Origin of the sequence: Flavobacterium sp., from assembly GCF_039932285.1 — a bacterium.
Taxonomy (GTDB): Bacteria; Bacteroidota; Bacteroidia; order Flavobacteriales; family Flavobacteriaceae; genus Flavobacterium.
Window position 1 is genome coordinate 1 of record NZ_JBDTQE010000019.1, and the last position, 17,945, is coordinate 17,945.

21 protein-coding genes are annotated in these 17,945 nt (G+C 31.5%); 8 read left to right on the forward strand and 13 right to left on the reverse strand.

The window, feature by feature from the left end:
* Nucleotides 1-5 precede the first annotated feature (5 nt).
* From ABI549_RS05475 to ruvC, 6 genes are all read right to left on the reverse strand, one after another.
* The gene (locus ABI549_RS05475; RefSeq protein WP_348075450.1) at nucleotides 6-392 is read right to left on the reverse strand and encodes an MmcQ/YjbR family DNA-binding protein; all 387 of its coding nucleotides are present in this window, start codon (nucleotides 390-392) and stop codon (nucleotides 6-8) included.
* Nucleotides 393-396: 4 nt separating this feature from the next.
* A complete protein-coding gene (locus ABI549_RS05480; RefSeq protein WP_348075451.1) occupies nucleotides 397-798 on the reverse strand; it encodes a GNAT family N-acetyltransferase in 402 nt (133 codons plus the stop codon).
* 36 nt (nucleotides 799-834) lie between these two features.
* Nucleotides 835-1,599, reverse strand: coding sequence for a cyclase family protein (locus ABI549_RS05485; RefSeq protein ID WP_348075452.1), 765 nt, complete (start codon nucleotides 1,597-1,599; stop codon nucleotides 835-837).
* Between the two features lie 530 nt (nucleotides 1,600-2,129).
* Nucleotides 2,130-3,266: a radical SAM family heme chaperone HemW gene (gene hemW, locus ABI549_RS05490; RefSeq protein ID WP_348075453.1), complete on the reverse strand. Its 1,137-nt coding sequence runs from the start codon at nucleotides 3,264-3,266 to the stop codon at nucleotides 2,130-2,132.
* Nucleotides 3,267-3,435: 169 nt separating this feature from the next.
* Complete coding sequence (locus tag ABI549_RS05495) at nucleotides 3,436-3,807, reverse strand: four helix bundle protein (protein ID WP_348075454.1); 372 nt, start codon at nucleotides 3,805-3,807, stop codon at nucleotides 3,436-3,438.
* A gap of 75 nt (nucleotides 3,808-3,882) precedes the next feature.
* The gene (gene ruvC, locus ABI549_RS05500) at nucleotides 3,883-4,437 is read right to left on the reverse strand and encodes a crossover junction endodeoxyribonuclease RuvC (protein ID WP_091476271.1); all 555 of its coding nucleotides are present in this window, start codon (nucleotides 4,435-4,437) and stop codon (nucleotides 3,883-3,885) included.
* Nucleotides 4,438-4,491: 54 nt separating this feature from the next.
* Here ruvC and ABI549_RS05505 point away from each other — a divergent pair, with 54 nt between their 5' ends.
* From ABI549_RS05505 to ABI549_RS05520, 4 genes are all read left to right on the forward strand, one after another.
* Nucleotides 4,492-5,418 carry a hypothetical protein gene (locus tag ABI549_RS05505; RefSeq protein ID WP_348075455.1) on the forward strand — a complete coding sequence of 309 codons (927 nt, stop codon included), beginning with the start codon at nucleotides 4,492-4,494 and terminating at the stop codon, nucleotides 5,416-5,418.
* Nucleotides 5,406-6,509, forward strand: a complete 1,104-nt coding sequence (locus ABI549_RS05510; RefSeq protein WP_348075456.1) for a glycosyltransferase — start codon at nucleotides 5,406-5,408, stop codon at nucleotides 6,507-6,509. Before ABI549_RS05505 ends, ABI549_RS05510 begins: the two co-directional genes overlap by 13 nt.
* A 69-nt stretch (nucleotides 6,510-6,578) precedes the next feature.
* The gene (locus ABI549_RS05515; protein WP_348075457.1) at nucleotides 6,579-7,814 is read left to right on the forward strand and encodes a metallophosphoesterase; all 1,236 of its coding nucleotides are present in this window, start codon (nucleotides 6,579-6,581) and stop codon (nucleotides 7,812-7,814) included.
* A 49-nt stretch (nucleotides 7,815-7,863) separates the two neighbouring features.
* Nucleotides 7,864-8,160 carry a thioredoxin family protein gene (locus ABI549_RS05520; protein WP_348075458.1) on the forward strand — a complete coding sequence of 99 codons (297 nt, stop codon included), beginning with the start codon at nucleotides 7,864-7,866 and terminating at the stop codon, nucleotides 8,158-8,160.
* A 50-nt stretch (nucleotides 8,161-8,210) separates the two neighbouring features.
* Here the strand turns inward: ABI549_RS05520 and ABI549_RS05525 are convergent, their stop codons facing one another.
* The 3 genes from ABI549_RS05525 to ABI549_RS05535 form a co-directional block, all read right to left on the reverse strand.
* Nucleotides 8,211-8,840 carry a polysaccharide deacetylase family protein gene (locus ABI549_RS05525; RefSeq protein ID WP_348075478.1) on the reverse strand — a complete coding sequence of 210 codons (630 nt, stop codon included), beginning with the start codon at nucleotides 8,838-8,840 and terminating at the stop codon, nucleotides 8,211-8,213.
* Between the two features lie 174 nt (nucleotides 8,841-9,014).
* Nucleotides 9,015-9,545 (reverse strand): hypothetical protein, encoded by a 531-nt coding sequence (locus ABI549_RS05530; RefSeq protein ID WP_348075459.1) that lies wholly within the window; start codon nucleotides 9,543-9,545, stop codon nucleotides 9,015-9,017.
* A 173-nt stretch (nucleotides 9,546-9,718) separates the two neighbouring features.
* The gene (locus ABI549_RS05535; protein ID WP_348075460.1) at nucleotides 9,719-10,420 is read right to left on the reverse strand and encodes a hypothetical protein; all 702 of its coding nucleotides are present in this window, start codon (nucleotides 10,418-10,420) and stop codon (nucleotides 9,719-9,721) included.
* Between the two features lie 603 nt (nucleotides 10,421-11,023).
* Between ABI549_RS05535 and ABI549_RS05540 the strand changes: the two genes are divergently transcribed.
* Nucleotides 11,024-11,755: a PH domain-containing protein gene (locus tag ABI549_RS05540; protein WP_348075461.1), complete on the forward strand. Its 732-nt coding sequence runs from the start codon at nucleotides 11,024-11,026 to the stop codon at nucleotides 11,753-11,755.
* 43 nt (nucleotides 11,756-11,798) lie between these two features.
* On the opposite strand, the gene ABI549_RS05545 is transcribed toward ABI549_RS05540, so the two are convergent.
* The 3 genes from ABI549_RS05545 to ABI549_RS05555 form a co-directional block, all read right to left on the reverse strand.
* Complete coding sequence (locus ABI549_RS05545; protein ID WP_348075462.1) at nucleotides 11,799-13,373, reverse strand: S41 family peptidase; 1,575 nt, start codon at nucleotides 13,371-13,373, stop codon at nucleotides 11,799-11,801.
* A 16-nt stretch (nucleotides 13,374-13,389) separates the two neighbouring features.
* Entirely contained in the window at nucleotides 13,390-13,818 is a 429-nt protein-coding gene (locus tag ABI549_RS05550; protein ID WP_348075463.1) for a dCMP deaminase family protein, read from the reverse strand.
* Nucleotides 13,819-13,967: 149 nt separating this feature from the next.
* Nucleotides 13,968-14,561, reverse strand: a complete 594-nt coding sequence (locus ABI549_RS05555; RefSeq protein ID WP_348075464.1) for a HupE/UreJ family protein — start codon at nucleotides 14,559-14,561, stop codon at nucleotides 13,968-13,970.
* Between the two features lie 144 nt (nucleotides 14,562-14,705).
* On the opposite strand from ABI549_RS05555, the gene ABI549_RS05560 reads away from it, so the two are divergent.
* On the forward strand, nucleotides 14,706-15,137 hold the full coding sequence (locus ABI549_RS05560) for a TerB family tellurite resistance protein (protein ID WP_348075479.1): 432 nt from the start codon (nucleotides 14,706-14,708) through the stop codon (nucleotides 15,135-15,137).
* Nucleotides 15,138-15,183: 46 nt separating this feature from the next.
* Here the strand turns inward: ABI549_RS05560 and ABI549_RS05565 are convergent, their stop codons facing one another.
* Entirely contained in the window at nucleotides 15,184-16,008 is an 825-nt protein-coding gene (locus tag ABI549_RS05565) for a universal stress protein (protein WP_348075465.1), read from the reverse strand.
* A 173-nt stretch (nucleotides 16,009-16,181) separates the two neighbouring features.
* Here ABI549_RS05565 and rimP point away from each other — a divergent pair, with 173 nt between their 5' ends.
* Both rimP and nusA read left to right on the forward strand, forming a co-directional pair.
* Nucleotides 16,182-16,646 (forward strand): ribosome assembly cofactor RimP, encoded by a 465-nt coding sequence (gene rimP / locus ABI549_RS05570; RefSeq protein ID WP_348075466.1) that lies wholly within the window; start codon nucleotides 16,182-16,184, stop codon nucleotides 16,644-16,646.
* 15 nt (nucleotides 16,647-16,661) lie between these two features.
* Nucleotides 16,662-17,903: a transcription termination factor NusA gene (gene nusA / locus ABI549_RS05575; protein ID WP_091476516.1), complete on the forward strand. Its 1,242-nt coding sequence runs from the start codon at nucleotides 16,662-16,664 to the stop codon at nucleotides 17,901-17,903.
* Nucleotides 17,904-17,945 lie beyond the last annotated feature (42 nt).

A 17,945-nucleotide genomic window follows, 5' to 3' on the forward strand; every position in this document is an offset into this window, starting at 1 on the left:
TTTATTTACTTTTGAATTTCGTTTTGAATTTCGTTTTGAATTTCGTTTTGAATTTTTTTAGTCAAACTTTTAAAAACCAAATCGTAGGAATGATTTATCAATTCGCATAACATTTTATTAGAAACGTCTTTATTTAAATCAATAGTATTCCAGTGCACTTTACTCATGTGATAACCAGGTTTAATGGCTTCGTATTCTGCCCGAAGTTCGAGTGATTTTTCAGGATCACATTTCAAATTTAAAGAAGGATTTCCGTTTTCGAATCCTTTTAACGAAGCCAAACAAAACATTTTTCCACCCACTTTAAATACTAATGTGTCTTCGTCGAAAGGAAAATGTTCAGTAACGCCTTTTTTAGCTTGACAAAATTCGTATAATTGTTGAATATTCATGTTTCTATTTTATAATTTTCTCCATCATTTTTTCTGGTGTTGCCAAAGCATTGAATCCAAATTTTTCATACAAAAAATGTGCGTCTGAAGTTGCCAATCGCCAAATTTTGACTTCTTTCAGTTTTGGTTCATTCATCATTTTTTCTATAAGAATCGACGAATAACCTTTTCCTCGATACTCTTCAGTAATAAAAACATCCATCACATAAGCAAAAATAACATAATCGGTAATTACTCGACAGAAACCAATTTGCTTGTCATCGAGATAAATTCCGAAGCAAAATGAACTATTAATTGTGGTTTGTACTTCTTCAATTGTTCTTCCGGCAGCCCAATACACATCTTTCAAAAAATTTTGAATGAACGGGACATCTAGTTTGTTTTTATCTGTAGAAACGGTTATCATAAAAATTATTATAAATGATGAATTATAAATTGAAAATCATTCAACATTCAAAATAGAATAAAGAATTGGTTTACTCGGACTGGCATCATTCTCAAACGAGGCGATTTGTAGGTTTAGTATGTAACTTCCGTCGGAAATTTTATTGTCCACAAAAATCATTTCGGTAATCGTGCAATTGAGTCTAGCATCTTTATTCAGATTATTGACATCCTTTACATTCCAAAAAGCTTTGTGAGCCAATAATTTCCCTTCGTCTTCTTCTCGATCTACACTTGGCAAATCGATTAGCAAATGTTGGATTCCGATTTCTCGAATGAAAATTGCTGCGTCTTCAGCCAAATACGGCGGATTGGTATGTGAGTATTTTTTGTGCTTTTTGCCTTCTACATTGGGTAAAGTTCTAATAACAATAGCATCAGGCGTTTTATTATTTAAAGCATTTTTGATTTGTTCTTTGGTAATCACTAAATCGCCATTGATTGTTTTTGGCTCGACCGAAATTAATTCAGTAGTAAAGAAAAACTGTTTCAAACATTTATTGATGCTATAAAAATCTCTGGTTATATGTCCCAAACACTCGGTATGCGTTCCGTGTCCGTGCGGATTGAAATATATATTATTGAAATTTGTAGATGATTTTCCTTCCGAAACTTTCCCAATCCAATCGCCTACTTTTACAGGTGCTATTTCGGGTTTGTCGAGATACCAAGCGATAGGATTCTCGTCCGTGTTGGTTAACGGAATAGAAATATCAATGGGTTTTGATAAGTTTATTTCTTGATTGTTTATTATTGCTTTCATTTTTTTCTAACTGCTGAGTTAAAAAGGTTTTTGCAGAGTTCTTCCACGGCTTTCAGTCAGTGGTGCAAAACGCCACCACTTAATAACAAACATACGACAAACTTTGAATTATCGGAGTATTTTTAAAATAATCACTGACCCAGCCATATTTCAAAAGCCATTAGCGACTGACACAACTAATTTTTAGGTTCAATTTAGCTAATTGGTCCCAAATTGTTGTTTTTATTTCGCAACAATTTTAAGCTCAATCTTAACAAAAAGTAAACTATGACAACACAGAGACCAAAACATATTATAAAGCCAATAGCATAACCTGGGGCTCCTATTTCTCCTACTTCAAATTTTCTTCTGCTTTTTAAAAAAGTATGTTTAAGAGCATATATAAATCCGCAAGACAGCAAAAATGCAAAAAGAATTATTAGTACTCCCAGTAATTTTTTTAAGATATTCATTGTGTACTGTTTTTTTTAGTGTTTGTAACTAAAACAAAGTTTTGTCTCTTTGCGAAACACTTTGTTTGCAGTTAATTTTTATTCTTCCAAATTTAAGTAAAATAAGTCTGATGCAATTCCATCACAAAAGAATTTTCCTTTTCTAGTTGTTCGTAAAACATTATTTTTTAAAATAAGTTTTGCATTATCTAAGTATTTTTGCGCATTTTGCATCAAATAATTATAGTATTTCTCTCCAAATTCATTTTCAATTTTGCTTAAATCAACGCCCCAAATAGTCCGCAAACCAGTCATTATATATTCGTTGTATCGGTCTGTTTCCGATAAAATTTCGGTTTCTGAAGGCAATATATTTTCGGATATTGATTTTAAATAAATTGCATTGTTAGATACATTCCAACTTCGATTTTTTCCGTCGTAACTGTGTGCCGAAGGACCAATTCCTATGTATTTTTTGCCCAACCAATACGCCGAATTGTTTCTAGAAAAATAATTCTCTTTCCCGAAATTAGACAATTCATAATGAATGAATTTATTTTCTTCTAAAGTGTCAACCAGTATCAAAAATTGCTCATGAGCCACCGCATCATCTGGCTGCGAAATAATTCCGTCTTTAATAAACTTGTGCAAAGCGGTTTTAGGTTCGACCGTTAAAGCGTAACTCGAAATGTGTGGAATATTCAAATCTAAAGCAATCTGAATATTTCGCAACCATTTTTCGTTACTCATACCCGGCGTTCCGTATATTAAATCGACCGAAATATTATCAAAATATTGTGTGGCCATTTCCAAACATTTTTTGGCTTCCGCCGAATTGTGAGCGCGATTCATCAAGTGCAAATCTTCTTCAAAAAAAGACTGAATTCCTATACTGAGTCGATTAATTCGATTGTTTGATAATTCGATAATTCGATTTTCAGACAAATCATCGGGGTTGGCTTCTATTGTGATTTCTGGATTTTCAGTAATTTTATAATGTTTATAAACTTCGTCAATCAAAAACTTTAAATCTAAAATATTCAATATAGAAGGTGTTCCTCCACCAAAATAAATGGTTTCTATCAGGTCGTTTGCAGATTCATTTTTGCGCATTTCTATTTCTTTGGCAATAGCCAAAACCATCTCGTCTTTCTTCTTCAACGAAGTCGAAAAATGAAAATCACAGTAATGACAAGCCTGCTTGCAAAAAGGAATATGGATGTAGATGCCGCTCATGGTTAGTGGTCAGATTTTTAGTATTCAGTTTGTTATGCTTATAAAAAAGTGTTCAGTAATCAGATTTTTAGTATTCCGTTTTTTGTGATTATAAAAAGTGTTCAGTGACGACTAAAAAACAATCGAATCCATCACTGAAAACTAAAAATCTGAATACTGACCACTACTTTCACTCCTTCTTTACTCCAAATTTTTCAGGATTTAGCAACATATAATTTATTAGCTTTCCAATTTCAATACTTTCAGAAACCAATTCTTGATATACATCATTTGAAATGTATTTACACGAAAAAGCAAAGTCTAACCAAACTTGAGTTTCGGAATTCTCTCCGTCAGAATCGGTTAATTTGCTATAAAAATGTTTTGGATAAATACGTTTTCTATATGCTTCAGCTATAGTAACAGGAACACTTCTTGAACTTCTCCTAATTTGATCTGTAAGAGAATAAATCTCCTCTTTAGGAAATGATTTTGTAATCTCAAAAATCCTCATCGCTAGTGAAAAAGATTTTTTATAAGCAAATAAATCCTGAAATATCATCTTTTTTATTTTAAATTGAACACTAAAATAGCAATCGAATCTATCACTGATTACTAAAAAACTGAACACTGATCACTATTTTTTTACTCGTTCTTCATTTTGTTTTACAAAAGCGTCCCAACCTGTATAACTTGTCGTGCCAACTACTTTTCCAGAGTTGAAAAAATGACAAACTGCGGCTGCCAAACCATCGGTACTATCAAGGTTTTTGGGTAATTCTTTTAGCCCTAACAATTGTTGTAACATTTTTGCTACTTGCTCTTTGCTGGCATTTCCATTTCCAGTAATCGCCATTTTTATTTTCTTGGGTTCGTATTCGGTAATGGGAATATCTCTCGAAAGTCCTGCTGCCATAGCAACTCCTTGTGCTCGTCCTAATTTGAGCATCGATTGTACATTTTTGCCAAAGAACGGTGCTTCAATGGCAATTTCGTCAGGATTGTGCGTGTCAATTAATTCGATAGTACGTTCGAAAATCACTTTTAGTTTCTGATAGTGGTTGTCGTATTTGCTTAGTATTAATTCGTTGAGTTGCAGAAACTCCATTTTTTTATTAATGACTTTTATGAGCCCGAAACCCATAATGGTTGTTCCTGGGTCGATTCCTAATATGATACGTTCGTTTGCCAATGTTTTATTTGAAAGTTTAAAGTTTAAAGTTCAAAGTTTTGTTTCTTTGCACCAATGATTTCAATTTCTCACAAAGCTAAACAATTCCTCATACTTGCCATCAAACTTTTGATTGTTGTTGGTGCATTTTATTTTATTTATAACCAATTAGCAACCAACGACAAATTAGATTGGAATAAATTTATTGTTTTATTTAAAAAAAATCAGTCTGTTGGCGGAATCATTTTTATACTATTTTTGAGTTTTGCTAATCGCTTTCTTGAGATTTTGAAATGGAAAAATTTAGTTTATTCTTTCAAAAAAATTACAATTGGCGAAGCAACCAAACAAGTTTTAGCTTCACTTACTGCTGGAATTTTTACGCCAAACGGCATTGGAGAATATGCAGGAAAAGCTTTGTATTTTGAAAAAGACAAAACTAAAAAAAGCGTATTTCTAAATCTTCTGTGCAACGGAATACAATTAATTTTGACCGTTTTTTTGGGAACAATTGGTCTTTTTATTTTGGGTTATAGATTTTGGGTTTTGGTAATTTCACTTTTCACTTTTGGGTTTTGGGTTTTGGCTTTTCTTTCCAAAAAAATAAAAGTAAAAGGATATTCTCTCGAAAAGTTAATGTCTAAAATTAATGAAATTCCAAAAAGCATTCATCAAAAAAACACTTTACTAGGAATTGCTCGTTATCTTATATTTTCGCATCAATATTATTTTTTGTTCGTCGCTTTCGATGTTCACTTGCCTTATTTTACACTCATGGCAACCATTGCAACCGTTTATTTTTTGGCTTCGTCGTTGCCTAGTTTCCAGTTTTTAGATTTTGCTGTAAAAGGCAGTGTTGCTGTTTACTTTTTCTCTTTATTGGGCGTAAATGAATGGATTGTTGTTTTTGTAACCACACTGATGTGGTTTCTAAATGTGGTTATTCCAGTAATTATAGGTAGTTTCTATGTTTTAAATTTCAAGACACAATGGAAATCCTAAATTACCTTTTTGTTTATATTACGATTTGGTATTTAGGGAATATCATCTGGTTAATTTATGGCTTTACGAAAGTGAAATCTTTTAAAAATGAGAATTTGCCATCAAAAACAAAATTTTCGATTATTGTTCCGTTTAGAAATGAACAGGAAAACTTGCCAAAGCTCCTCTCATCAATTGAAAAATTAAATTATCCGAATGATTTATTTGAAGTGATTTTAGTTGATGATGATTCTGATGAAGAATTACGAATTACGAATTATGAATTACGAATTGTAATAACACCTAACATTCGTCTTTCAAATTCGCCAAAAAAAGACGCTATAAACACAGCAATTGCTCTTGCTAAAAATGAATGGATTATTACGACAGATGCCGATTGTTTAGTTCCAGAAAATTGGCTCAACGCTTTTGATGATTTTATTCAGAAAAATAATCCTAAAATGATAGCTGCTGGTGTTTTTAATAAAGCAACTACTCGTTTTTTAGATGCATTCCAGCAATTGGATTTTTTGAGTTTGCAAGGCACAACGATAGGAAGCTTCGGGAACGGACAAGCGTTTATGTGCAATGGTGCTAATTTTTGTTATCAAAAAGCATTTTTTTTTGAACTAAATGGTTTTGATGGAAATGATAATATTGCTAGCGGAGACGATGTTTTTTTATTGCAAAAAGCCATTCAGAAAGATAAAAATAAGGTGTATTTCTTAAAATCGGATTCGGCAATTGTGCAAACAAAAACAGAAAGTACTTGGAAGGATTTGTTTTATCAAAGGGTTCGCTGGGCTAGTAAAACAGGAAATTATAATAGTTTATACAGCAAGCAATTGGGTGTTTCTGTTTTAGTAATGAATCTTTTTTGGATTTTTTCTTTTGGATTTTTTCTATTAGGAATAATGCGCCTTGATTATTTTTTATTACTCTTATTGTCCAAATTTTTTATCGATTTCGTTTTGCTATATAAAACCAGTACTTTTTTTAAAACAAAGTTAAGTCACCTTATCTTTGGTAGTTTATTTTACCCTATATTTTGTGTTTCGGTTGGGATTTATTCTTTTTTTGGAAGTTACAGTTGGAAAGGAAGAAAATTTTAAGTTAAAATTTGATTAACATTAACTATTTGCTCTAACTTTCTTTGTTATTTTGCTTAAAATTTATTCAAAATGATTCTTCGTTTATTATTTATAACTGTACTCCTTTTATTTATAGAATTTTATGCTTTTCAAGCTATAAAATCGCTAATAAAAATAAAATGGATTTTAATAAGTTATCAAGTTATTAGCTTGTTAGTTTTTGTTTTTCTGCTCTATTCATTCACAAAATTTGATAGAAGCGTTGGGCAAACAAGACAAACCTTATTTACAATGGGGCTATTTTTACTAGTTTTTATTCCAAAAATTATCTTAACATTATTTATGTTTGGTGAGGATATTTTTAGAGTGGGTTCTGGCGCAGTAAATTACTTTATTAATAACGACAGCAATACAACATTTTTAGCCTCAAGACGAAAATTTGTTAGTCAAGTAGGATTAGGATTGGCGGCTGTTCCATTTTTGTCCTTAATTTACGGAATGACCATTGGGAAATACAACTACAAAGTAATAAAACAAAATATCTTTTTTCCTGATTTACCTGATGCTTTCGATGGCTTTACAATAACCCAAATATCCGATGTACATAGTGGAAGTTTTGATAATCCAGAAAAAATAAGTTATGCTATCGATTTAGTAAATGAGCAAAATTCGGATATGATTTTATTTACAGGTGACATTGTAAATACATTTGCTACAGAAATGCATCCATGGATTGAAACCTTTAACAAGATCAAAGAACACAAATATGGAAAATATTCCGTGTTAGGAAATCATGATTATGGCGAATATCTAGATTGGCCATCTGCGGAAGCGAAAGAAGAAAATTTTGTAGCTATCAAAAAATTATATGGTCAAATAGGTTTCGATTTATTATTGAATGAACATAAATTTATTCATAAAGGAGATGATAAATTTGCGTTAGTAGGAGTTGAAAATTGGGGACATAATTTTAAACAAGCGGGCGATTTAAACAAAGCTGCTCAAAATCTTACGAAAGAAGAGTTTAAAGTATTAATGAGTCATGATCCAAGTCATTGGGAATATGAAATTAAAAATCACGAAAAAAACTTCCAACTAACCTTATCAGGACACACACATGGAATGCAATTTGGAATTGAAATTCCAGGTTGGTTCAAGTGGAGTTTGGCACAATACGTTTACAAACAATGGGCTGGTTTGTATGAAAATGTAGGAAGATATATTTATGTAAATCGTGGTTTCGGGTTTCATGCTTATCCTGGTCGAGTGGGAATTATGCCAGAAATAACGGTAATTCGTCTAAAAAAAGGACAAAATGTATCTTAATATACTAAAAACACTATATTTGTATAACAAAGTTTAATAAAATTATACTATGTCAAAGTTTGGAGAATTAATAAATGCTCAAGTTCCTGTTCTAATCGATTTTTACACAGACTGGAATGAATCTTCACAATCTATGCATCCTGTTATTAAGGATGTTGCTGCTGCACTTGGTGATAAAGCCAAAGTGATAAAAATTGATGTTGATAAAAACCAAGAATTAGCCGAAGCACTTCGCATAAAAGGGTTGCCTACACTTATGATTTACAAAGACGGACAAATGATGTGGAGACAATCTGGCGAGCTAGATGCAAACTCTATTATTAGCTTAGTTCAAGAGCAAATTTAAATTACAAATTTTGTGTTTTGAGCTAAATATAGCTATAAAGTAAATAAATTTTAAGAAATCACATCAAACACAAATCCTTTTTCTTTTAATATTTGAATCGCTTTAGGTAAAGTGTATTCTAAATTTGCAAATGCTTTTACACTATCATGAAAGACAATAACACTGCCAGAAGTTACTTTTTGTGTTGCGTTTTCTAGACATTTTTCTTTAGGTATTTTCCCATCAAAATCGGCAGTTAGAATATCCCACATTATTATTTTATAGCCTAATTCCCGTAATTTTTTAGATTGTGAAGGTTTTATTTTGCCGTAAGGCGGACGGAAAATCCTAGATTTTAGATTTAAAAGTTGATTTTGGCATAGTTCCACATTTTGTATATAATCGGGAGTAGTGGTTTTCCAACCATTTTTGTGATTGAAAGTGTGATTTCCTATACTGTGTCCTTCATTAACAACCTTATTAAAAATTTCTGGGTGCTTTTCTATATTATTTCCAATTAAAAAAAAAGTAGCTTTGATGTTGTTCTCTTTTAGAATTTTCAAAACCCATTGGGTGATTTCTGGAGTTGGACCATCATCGAAAGTGAGGTGAATTTTGTTTTCCTTATTGGGAATAGCCCAAACCTGATTACTAAATAATCGTTTGATGATTTGAGGTGTTTTTATCCAATAGAAGTTCATTTTAGCAATATTTTTTGTGAACCATGTAACGCGTTCCCAAGCTTCACGAGGTTGCGGACTTCGTAACCGAGTTCTTTCGGCTAAGAAAAATTTCTTGCGAAATGTAAACATGAATTTATCATAAAATTCGCAATCTCGCCAAACGCCTGTTGTGCGTAGTATTTATTTTTGATATTACATAGTTTCGTAATCAAATTCGTGAGTTTTATTTCCAATGGAATCGTAGCCAATTTCAAGTCCAATTTCTTTATCGTTTAAATATTCCCCGCTTTTTCTGATTTTTCCATTTCTGTGGAAGCAATTAAATTTTCCGTTTTTTATTCCTTTTTTGTTAATTTTAAATAGACATTGTATTTGTCCATTGTCGAAATATTCAGCTGTATTTATTTCAGAGTTATTTTTAAAAAATGAAATTGCAAAAATTGTCCCTTTTGGTTTTTCATATACTTTAAAAAAAGTTTTTCCAGCTAAATTTGAATAAATATAAGGTCTTGGGGTAAAATCTGTTTTTGAAGTATCTTCGAAAATTTCTGTTGAATTTTTTTCTATTAATTTGAGAATCTCTTTAGAGTCTATTTTTTTATATGCAAAAATTTTTTCGCTCAACTCTATCATTTGATTCTGTTTTTTCAAATCAAATTGTACCTCTTTTTTACAACTAAAAAATGTAAAAAGTAAAATTGATAGAGTAATTGTTTTCTTCATTGTTGATTTCTGTTTGTTCGGGTAATATTACGCACAACGTTCCGCTGCTTCTCGTCAGTTGCGAACTTCGGAACGAATTATTTTCTGTTAAAGATAAAAATTCTTGCGAAACGCAAACGTGAATTTTCAACAAAATTCGCAATTGCGAGAAACAGCTGTTAGCTGCCGTTTTTTTATATTAATATTACAATATCACTTCGATCTTTAATTTTTTTCTTTTTTTTCAGCGCTTCAACTATGAAGTCTGATAACAGCGTTCTTTCCATTTTATCATTTTCTGATAGATAGTCGACAAATGTACTTTCATAAGATTCTTCACTTTCGCCGTAATCTAAGTCTTCATATTCGTTTTCAAAAATTACTGCTTCCCATTGAGTTTGCAAAATAATTTCAAGAAAACTGTTTGGAACGCCCCATATTAAAAATTCATCTTCTAAATCAATTGGAAATTTTCGATTATTCTTAGTATCATATCTTATTGCGTTGGGATTTTTTCTTAAAATTTTCTTCCATAGATTGTATGAACCTGGTAAAGTATTTATGTAATCAGATATGAAACTTCCATTGTGAATATTAAAACACAAACTATAAAGTGTTTCTCCATAGCCTTTCTGAATAACAATTGAGTAAGATTTGCAAATTTGATAATAAGTTATTCCATGCAAATCAACTGCAACTAAACGTAAAATAGCAAGGTTTTCTTCTTTACTATTAGTCAATAAGTAAAGATGCATTTCCCTTTCCTTTTCTAAACCTTCGAAATGAAAAAGTTTAAAAGCTGGAAGATTGATTTCTATTTCTTCAAATTCGTAATATCGTCTTATATCCGAATGATAATATTCGGACGTGTCAATAAATGGAATTAAATTAGGCATGGTTTATAGTGACGTTCTTTAAAATGGCAGCTAACGACAAGCGCGCTTTGCGACGGCTTTGCTTTTGCAAAGCGCTAGTTAGGCGAAGTGCGCTTGTCGTTAGAGCGAAAGGTGTGCGGTCAGCGCGCATTTCGCTCTAACTCTTAAATATACGCAACTCTAAAATCACATATATAATCATTTATTATTTTCATTTCAACAAAACAAAAAAGAGCTATGACTATTTTTGTTTTGCCGTTTTCAAATATACTTTTATTTACTTAGCGTTGCTTAAATAGATTTAGGTATATTTCTCTCACTGAAATTAGGGAGAGGTTATTCTCAATGCATTTAATTGTGGGTGCAATTGTGTCAAAACCCTATTTTTTCAAACATACAAAACACTTTTTAGCTACAACCCCGTATTTATACCTGTTTTGGTTAAAAGTAATACAGTTAGCAACCGCATCCTTACGGGAAACCGTAAAGCGTGTTGTTTTTTATTTTGGGATAAATTAATATTTGTATTTTTATAATTAGCATAAATTTTGTTAACGAATTTCGATAATTAGAAAATTTGAGATTATATTTGTTCGATATAAAATGTATACAAAAGTGTAAATCATGATCGACAATTTAAAGAAAATACTAAACGAAGACCAAGACCCTAAAGCGATAGAAAAAATCACAGCTAAATTGGAATCTTTATTAATGAAAAATGAAGAAGTAGGTTATATTGGTGTGCAAAAAAAACCAGCCATTACTGTTTTTCCAGATAGTATCGTAATGACTAACAAAAGAATCATTATTTGTAAACCTAAGAACCTTGGTTTGTCTATGGATTTTATCGATTATGATTGGGATGATATTGCTGGTGCTTTTGTAAAAGAAAATATTTTAGGTTCTGAATTTTCTTTTTCGACTAAAACCGAATTGGTGATTAGCATCGATTATATTCCTAAAAACCAAGCAAGAAAATTGCACACTTTTGCAAAAGAACAAATGGATCTAATAAAAAATCCAGCAGTTATCGCACCAATTATTGAAGAAGTAGCGACTCAAGAAGAAATTCACGTTGCAGACACCATTCCTTATGAAGAAGAAGCTGTTGAAGAGTTTGAAACGGAAGAAGTAACTAACTTTGCCGAAATTATGCCTGCAATACCAACGTATTTTGAGCCAATTTCTGAGCCAGTAAGTACTACTACAAACACAACTGCCGAGAAAAAATTAGCTGATTTGTCGCAAGACGAATTGTTCGAAAAATTACAGAACTACAAAAAACTCCTTGACAACGGACTAATCATGCAGGGAGAATATGACAATTATAAAAAAGAAATTTTGAGTTATATGTAATCTCGAAAAAAGCCGAAAAGTTAGTTCTTTTCGGCTTTTCTATTTAGTTTTTTAATGCTTCCTTAATCATGGTGTCATCTTTTAGCACGACCTGATAATATTGACTTTCGCCTAGTAATTGTCGGCAAAATTCAGCAGCTATATAACGTTTGATGTAATTTTTGCTAGAATCTAAATCGATCATAGTATTATTAAGTTCTATCATTTTTTTGAATTCATTGTAATACAAGTCAGAACCTTCAATCTTAGTAATAATCTGAGCAAAATTTAGATTAGTAAACTGGTTTCTGTGTCGATCTAGTTCTTTAAAAACATAATTAGAAACTATTCCCGATTGCATAATCATAGGAATAACTTCATTTCCTTTTGTAGATTCTAAAGGCACAAAAACATCTGGTACAATACCGCCACCGCCATATACAATTCGACCTTTTGGTGTTTTAAATTTTAATGTATCGGCAATTTTTATGCTGTCTTTAGCATACAATTCGCCATTTTCGTAGCGTTTCATAAACTCATTAAAATATTCTTCGTTTCCTTCTTTGTATGATTTCTGAATAGAACGTCCAGTTGGTGTATAATATCTTGCAACTGTTAGTCTAACTGTAGATCCGTCTTCGAAAGGCATTTCTCGTTGTACCAATCCTTTGCCAAAAGAACGACGACCTACTACTAATCCTCTGTCGTTGTCTTGTATTGCCCCAGCAAGAATTTCGCTTGCAGAAGCTGAGTTTTCATTTATTAATAAAGTTACTTTTCCGTTTTCAAAAACGCCATCGCTTGTGGCATAAGTTTTTTCGATATGTTTTTTCTTATTTTTTGTAAAAACAATGAGTTTCTTATCTTTTAGGAATTCATCGGCTATAGAAACGGCTTGATCAAGATAACCGCCGCCATTGTCTCTAAGATCTACAACCAGAGAATTTGCACCTTGTTTTATCAATTTATTTAAACCAATTTGAAACTCTTTATAGGTTGTTTCGGCAAAGCGATTTATTTTTATGTATCCTGTATTTTTATTAAGCATAATAGCAATATCGACACTTTTTATAGGAATAATATTGCGAATGACTTTTAGATTAAATTTTTTCTTTGTCGATTTTCTGAAAACCGTCAGAATCACTTCGGAGTTTGGTTCTCCTTTTAGTTTTGAATATAATTTTTCGGTGGTAATTTTTTTACCAAAAAGTGTTTCGTTATTGGCAGATAAAATTCTGTCGCCAGCTATGATTCCTGCTTTTTCTGAAGGTCCTCCTTCTAAGGGTTTAATGACTGCAACAGTATCATTATCTACAAAAAAGTTAACACCAATACCTACAAAATCACCTTTCATGCTTTCCGCTACACCTTGCGCTTCATTTTTTGCAATATATACTGAATGCGGGTCTAATTTGCTTAGAATTCCGTTTACCGTTTGATCAACAATCGAATCTGTATTTACATTGTCTACATATTCGTTGTTTATAAAATCGATGAGCTTATTAAGTTTTTGCTTGGTTTGATTTTCTGTATTCTGTTTTACAGAAACTGGAATTCTAACAAAAATACCACCCAACAAAAAGCCCATTGCTACTGCAGCAAAAATGATTAACGGAAAATATACTTTATCAACTTTCATTTAGCGATTTTATAATTTATTCAATTTCCTGAATGTGATCTACCAGAACGCCTGCTTTTTCTAAAAATTCTAATCCAGAATTGTCTTTGTAACCTTCTAGATAAACAACTCTTTTTATTCCTGATTGGTGTATTAGCTTGCTACATTCTTTACATGGCGAAAGCGTAATGTATAAAGTGGCTCCTTCGCAGGTTTGTGTCGAGCGAGCTACTTTTAGTATGGCATTTGCTTCTGCATGAAGTACATACCATTTTGTGAGTCCTTCTTCGTCTTCGCAACAATTTTCGAAACCTGATGGGGAACCATTGTAACCATCGGAAATAATCATTTTGTCACGCACAATAATCGCGCCAACTTGTTTGCGCTTGCAATAGGAAAGTTTGCCCCATTCTTTTGCTAATCGTAAATAGGCTTTATCGTATTTGTTTTGTTTTTTCTCTTTCATTGATTACAAAAGTAAATCATTTTTTTAGTTGAATGATGAATTGAGAATATTTAACTATTTTTTAGTTTTTAGAAGTAAAAATCCTAATATGCCTGACAAATTTTTAGAAACCTGTAGGTATATTAGGATTTTCGCTTCAGAAAACGGGTTCATCTACTCCAAATAGGACTTTGTATGATTAACGGAATGACTACTCCTATTATAAATGCCGACATGACAAGCGTCCAGTCTCTTTTAGAAAATCTGAAAACGGTTTGTACAATATAAGAGATAATTAGAATAACAAAAACTACTATGACTTGAGCAGTTTCTATCCCTAATGCAAATTCTGATAATGGTAATAATTTATCAGTTGCACTTCCTGGTAAAATGGTTTTAAAATAATTAGAAAAACCTAATCCGTGAATGATTCCGAAGAATAACGTGACAAAAGCTAAAATACTAATTCCTTCTCCTTTGTTGTTTTTTCCAGCTGTAAAAAGGTTGAATAACGCTACAATAAGAATTGTGATAGGAATTATAAATTCGATTAGATTAGCCTTAATGTAAACAACCCCAAATACGGAAAGAATTAATGCTAATGTGTGTCCTAATGTGAATAATGATATAAGTAGTAGTAATCTTCTCCAGTCCTTAAAAGCGTATGGAACGGTTAGCGCAATTAGAAATAAAACATGATCGTAAGCGCCTATATTTAAGACATGCTTTAAGCCAATATTAAAATACAACCAGAATTCAGACATAACAATAAGGTTTGGGTTTATCAAACTTACAAATTATTTTTTGTTTATTGGTTTTTAAAATTTGTTTCTCTGTTAAAGTATTTTTAAAATGATTTTAAAAAAAATGAAGAAATGAGTATATTTGTAAAAATTAAAAATAACATTATGTCTTTTTCAGATTTATTTGATAGCGAATTTAAAACAAGAAATAAAGGTCATTTTTCAGCTATTGTTCGTGTAGCAATTGCAGACGGTGATTTGAGTGCGGAAGAAAAACAATTTTTAGATAAATTAAAAAGTCGTTTGGAAATTTCTGATGCCGAATATGAAGAAATTTTAGAAAATCCTCTAAAATACCCTATCAATCCACCTGTGTTGCACACGCAAAGACTAGAGCGTTTGTTTGATTTGTCTAGAATGGTTTATGCAGATCATATTCTTGGACCTAAACAAAAAGAAATTTTGACTAAGTTTTCGTTAGCACTAGGATTTACACCAGGTAATGTAAATTATATTGTAGATAAGGCATTGTCTCTTCTAATATTAGAAGTTGATTTAGATACATTTTTGTACGAAATGCAACATATGAATAAATAATTTAAAAAAAAGCCGCTTTATAGATGTTTAAAGCGGCTTTTTTAAATTATATTTTAAAAGTTATGATTGGTTTTGTTGCATGGTTCACAATACCTTCTGCTAAGCTTCCGTTAAAAAAATGTGCTAATCCTTTTCTTCCGTGAGTAGACATTCCAATTAAATCGGCTTTTATACTATTAGAAAATTTCAAAATTCCTTTTTCAACACTTGTTTCGTTATAAATATGTGTTTCAAAATTATTTATTTTAAAGTTAGATACAAAACTTGACATTTTGTCTTCAGCTGTTTTTGTAGATATAAATTGGTTTGGAGTATTTATGGTTACTAAATGTAATTTAGCTCCAAATTTATTTGCAAAGTTAACTACTTCTTGGAAAGGCTTTTTAATCTCATCAGAGAAGTCAGAAGCAAAAACGAAGTTGTCAATTGTGAAATCATTGTCTTCTTCTTTTATGATTAGAACTGGAATTTCAGAATTTCTAACTACTTTTTCTGCGTTAGAACCTACGAACATTTCTTTAAATCCACTTGCGCCATGAGATCCCATAACTACTAAATCAACATCATGAATTTTGCTTATTTTCATAATGCCGTCAAATGCTAATTCAAACTGAATGATTTCAGAAACTTTAATTCCGGAAAGATAGTCTTCTCCCATTAAATCGTCTAATTTTTGTAATACAGCATTTTTAAAAAACATTACTTCCGGAATCTCTCTTCCTTGCGATACTGCGTCACTTCCTTGGTGTGGTAATTCAAGCATGTGAACTAATAATATTTCGCTGTTATTTTTTTTAGCAATTTGTGCTGCTACTTTAAGAGCGTATTCAGCATTTTTAGAAAAATCAGTTGGGACTAAAATTCGTTTCATAATATGTGTTTTTTATTGTTAATTACGTTGATAATTTAATTCTACCTTAAAGGTAGGAAATTATTTAACATAAATCAATATTTCGTAAATTAAAAAAAAGTAGTATATTTGCATATTATTAAGCAGTTTATCTAAATAATGAGGGAAGCACTGCTTCCCTCTTTTTATACAATATGACATTTAAGGAAAAAGTAAAAGAGTTGTTAGAGCAAGGGTTGGCAGAATATCCAAGCTTGTTTTTGATTGATTTAAATATCAATGATGCAAACAAAATCGTTATAACTTTAGATGGCGATAATGGTGTTCAATTACAAGATTGCATTAATATTAGTAGAGCAATTGATAATAATTTAGACCGAGAAGAAGTAGATTTTGCATTAGAAGTTGCTTCGGCAGGAGTTTCATTGCCGTTAAAGTTAGTTCGTCAGTACAAAAAAAATATTGGAAGGACATTAAAAATAAAAACGGCAGATCAAACCATAGAAGCTTTGCTTTTAGAAGTTTCAGATGAAGATATTACGGTTGAATGGAGTTCGAGAGAACCAAAAAAAATAGGAAAAGGAAAAGAAACAGTAGTGCATAACGAAAAAATCGCTTACGTAGATATTCAAGAAGCTATAGTTATAATTATATTTTAAATTAAAAGAGTTGGCATGGAGAATTTAGCATTAATAGATTCATTTTCAGAATTTAAGGACGACAAATCAATAGACCGTCCAACGCTTATGGCGATTTTGGAAGATGTGTTTAGAAACGCATTGAAGAAAAAATACGGTTCAGATGATAATTTTGATATTATCATCAATCCTGATAAAGGAGATATGGAAATCTGGCAAAGAAGAGTAATTGTAGCTGATGATGATTTAGATTTAGATCACCTTGAGATTACACTTACTGATGCAAGAAAAATCGAACCAGATTTTGAAATCGGCGAAGAAGTTTCTGAAGAAGTAAAGTTAATCGACCTTGGAAGAAGAGCTATTTTGGCATTGCGTCAAAATCTAATTTCAAAAATTCACGAGCATGACAACACAAATCTTTACAAACAATTTAAAGATTTAATTGGTGATATATATACAGGAGAAGTTCATCACGTACGTCCAAGAGTAGTAATTCTTGTAGATGATGAAGGAAATGAAATCATTTTGCCAAAAGAAAAACAAATTCCGTCTGACTTTTTCCGTAAAGGAGATAATGTTCGTGGAATTATTGAAAGTGTTGAACTAAAAGGAAACAAACCTCAAATTATTATGTCTAGAACTTCAGAAAAGTTCTTAGAGAAATTATTTGAACAAGAAATTCCAGAAGTTTTCGACGGGTTAATTATGGTTAAAAACGTAGTTCGTATTCCTGGAGAAAAAGCAAAAGTAGCTGTCGATTCTTACGATGATCGTATCGATCCAGTTGGAGCTTGTGTGGGAATGAAAGGATCACGTATTCACGGAATTGTTCGCGAATTAGGAAACGAAAATATCGATGTTATCAATTATACGACTAACATTCAATTATATATTACAAGAGCATTAAGTCCCGCAAAAGTGTCTTCTATCAAAATTAATGAAGAAACAAAACGTGCCGAAGTTTTCTTGAAATTAGAAGAAGTTTCAAAAGCAATTGGACGTGGAGGACACAACATTAAACTAGCTGGACAATTAACAGGTTATGAGCTTGATGTAATTAGAGAAGGAACTGTTGCTGCTGATGATGATGTAGAATTAACAGAATTCTCAGACGAAATTGAAGCTTGGGTTATTGAAGAATTTGCAAAAATTGGTTTAGATACAGCAAAAAGCATACTAAGTCAAGATGTAAACGACTTGGTAAGAAGAACCGATTTAGAAGAAGAAACTATTCTTGAAGTAGTTAGAATATTGAAAGAAGAATTTGAAGAGTAAATTCTTGATTAGCATACGCATACCACAATAAAAAGATAATAT

Bases quoted from the DNA above. Each gene is read 5' to 3' on its own strand.
- ABI549_RS05565 (WP_348075465.1), bottom strand. From the start codon at position 16,008: ATGAAACGAATTTTAGTCCCAACTGATTTTTCTAAAAATGCTGAATAC.
- ABI549_RS05550 (WP_348075463.1), bottom strand. From the start codon at position 13,818: ATGAAAGAGAAAAAACAAAACAAATACGATAAAGCCTATTTACGATTA.
- ABI549_RS05475 (WP_348075450.1), bottom strand. From the start codon at position 392: ATGAATATTCAACAATTATACGAATTTTGTCAAGCTAAAAAAGGCGTT.
- hemW (WP_348075453.1), bottom strand. From the start codon at position 3,266: ATGAGCGGCATCTACATCCATATTCCTTTTTGCAAGCAGGCTTGTCAT.
- ABI549_RS05515 (WP_348075457.1), top strand. From the start codon at position 6,579: ATGATTCTTCGTTTATTATTTATAACTGTACTCCTTTTATTTATAGAA.
- nusA (WP_091476516.1), top strand. From the start codon at position 16,662: ATGGAGAATTTAGCATTAATAGATTCATTTTCAGAATTTAAGGACGAC.
- ABI549_RS05480 (WP_348075451.1), bottom strand. From the start codon at position 798: ATGATAACCGTTTCTACAGATAAAAACAAACTAGATGTCCCGTTCATT.
- ABI549_RS05485 (WP_348075452.1), bottom strand. From the start codon at position 1,599: ATGAAAGCAATAATAAACAATCAAGAAATAAACTTATCAAAACCCATT.
- ABI549_RS05495 (WP_348075454.1), bottom strand. From the start codon at position 3,807: ATGATATTTCAGGATTTATTTGCTTATAAAAAATCTTTTTCACTAGCG.
- ABI549_RS05555 (WP_348075464.1), bottom strand. From the start codon at position 14,561: ATGTCTGAATTCTGGTTGTATTTTAATATTGGCTTAAAGCATGTCTTA.
- ABI549_RS05530 (WP_348075459.1), bottom strand. From the start codon at position 9,545: ATGAAGAAAACAATTACTCTATCAATTTTACTTTTTACATTTTTTAGT.
- ABI549_RS05505 (WP_348075455.1), top strand. From the start codon at position 4,492: ATGATTTCAATTTCTCACAAAGCTAAACAATTCCTCATACTTGCCATC.
- ABI549_RS05560 (WP_348075479.1), top strand. From the start codon at position 14,706: ATGTCTTTTTCAGATTTATTTGATAGCGAATTTAAAACAAGAAATAAA.
- ABI549_RS05520 (WP_348075458.1), top strand. From the start codon at position 7,864: ATGTCAAAGTTTGGAGAATTAATAAATGCTCAAGTTCCTGTTCTAATC.
- ABI549_RS05535 (WP_348075460.1), bottom strand. From the start codon at position 10,420: ATGCCTAATTTAATTCCATTTATTGACACGTCCGAATATTATCATTCG.
- ABI549_RS05545 (WP_348075462.1), bottom strand. From the start codon at position 13,373: ATGAAAGTTGATAAAGTATATTTTCCGTTAATCATTTTTGCTGCAGTA.
- ABI549_RS05540 (WP_348075461.1), top strand. From the start codon at position 11,024: ATGATCGACAATTTAAAGAAAATACTAAACGAAGACCAAGACCCTAAA.
- ABI549_RS05510 (WP_348075456.1), top strand. From the start codon at position 5,406: ATGGAAATCCTAAATTACCTTTTTGTTTATATTACGATTTGGTATTTA.
- ABI549_RS05525 (WP_348075478.1), bottom strand. From the start codon at position 8,840: ATGAACTTCTATTGGATAAAAACACCTCAAATCATCAAACGATTATTT.
- rimP (WP_348075466.1), top strand. From the start codon at position 16,182: ATGACATTTAAGGAAAAAGTAAAAGAGTTGTTAGAGCAAGGGTTGGCA.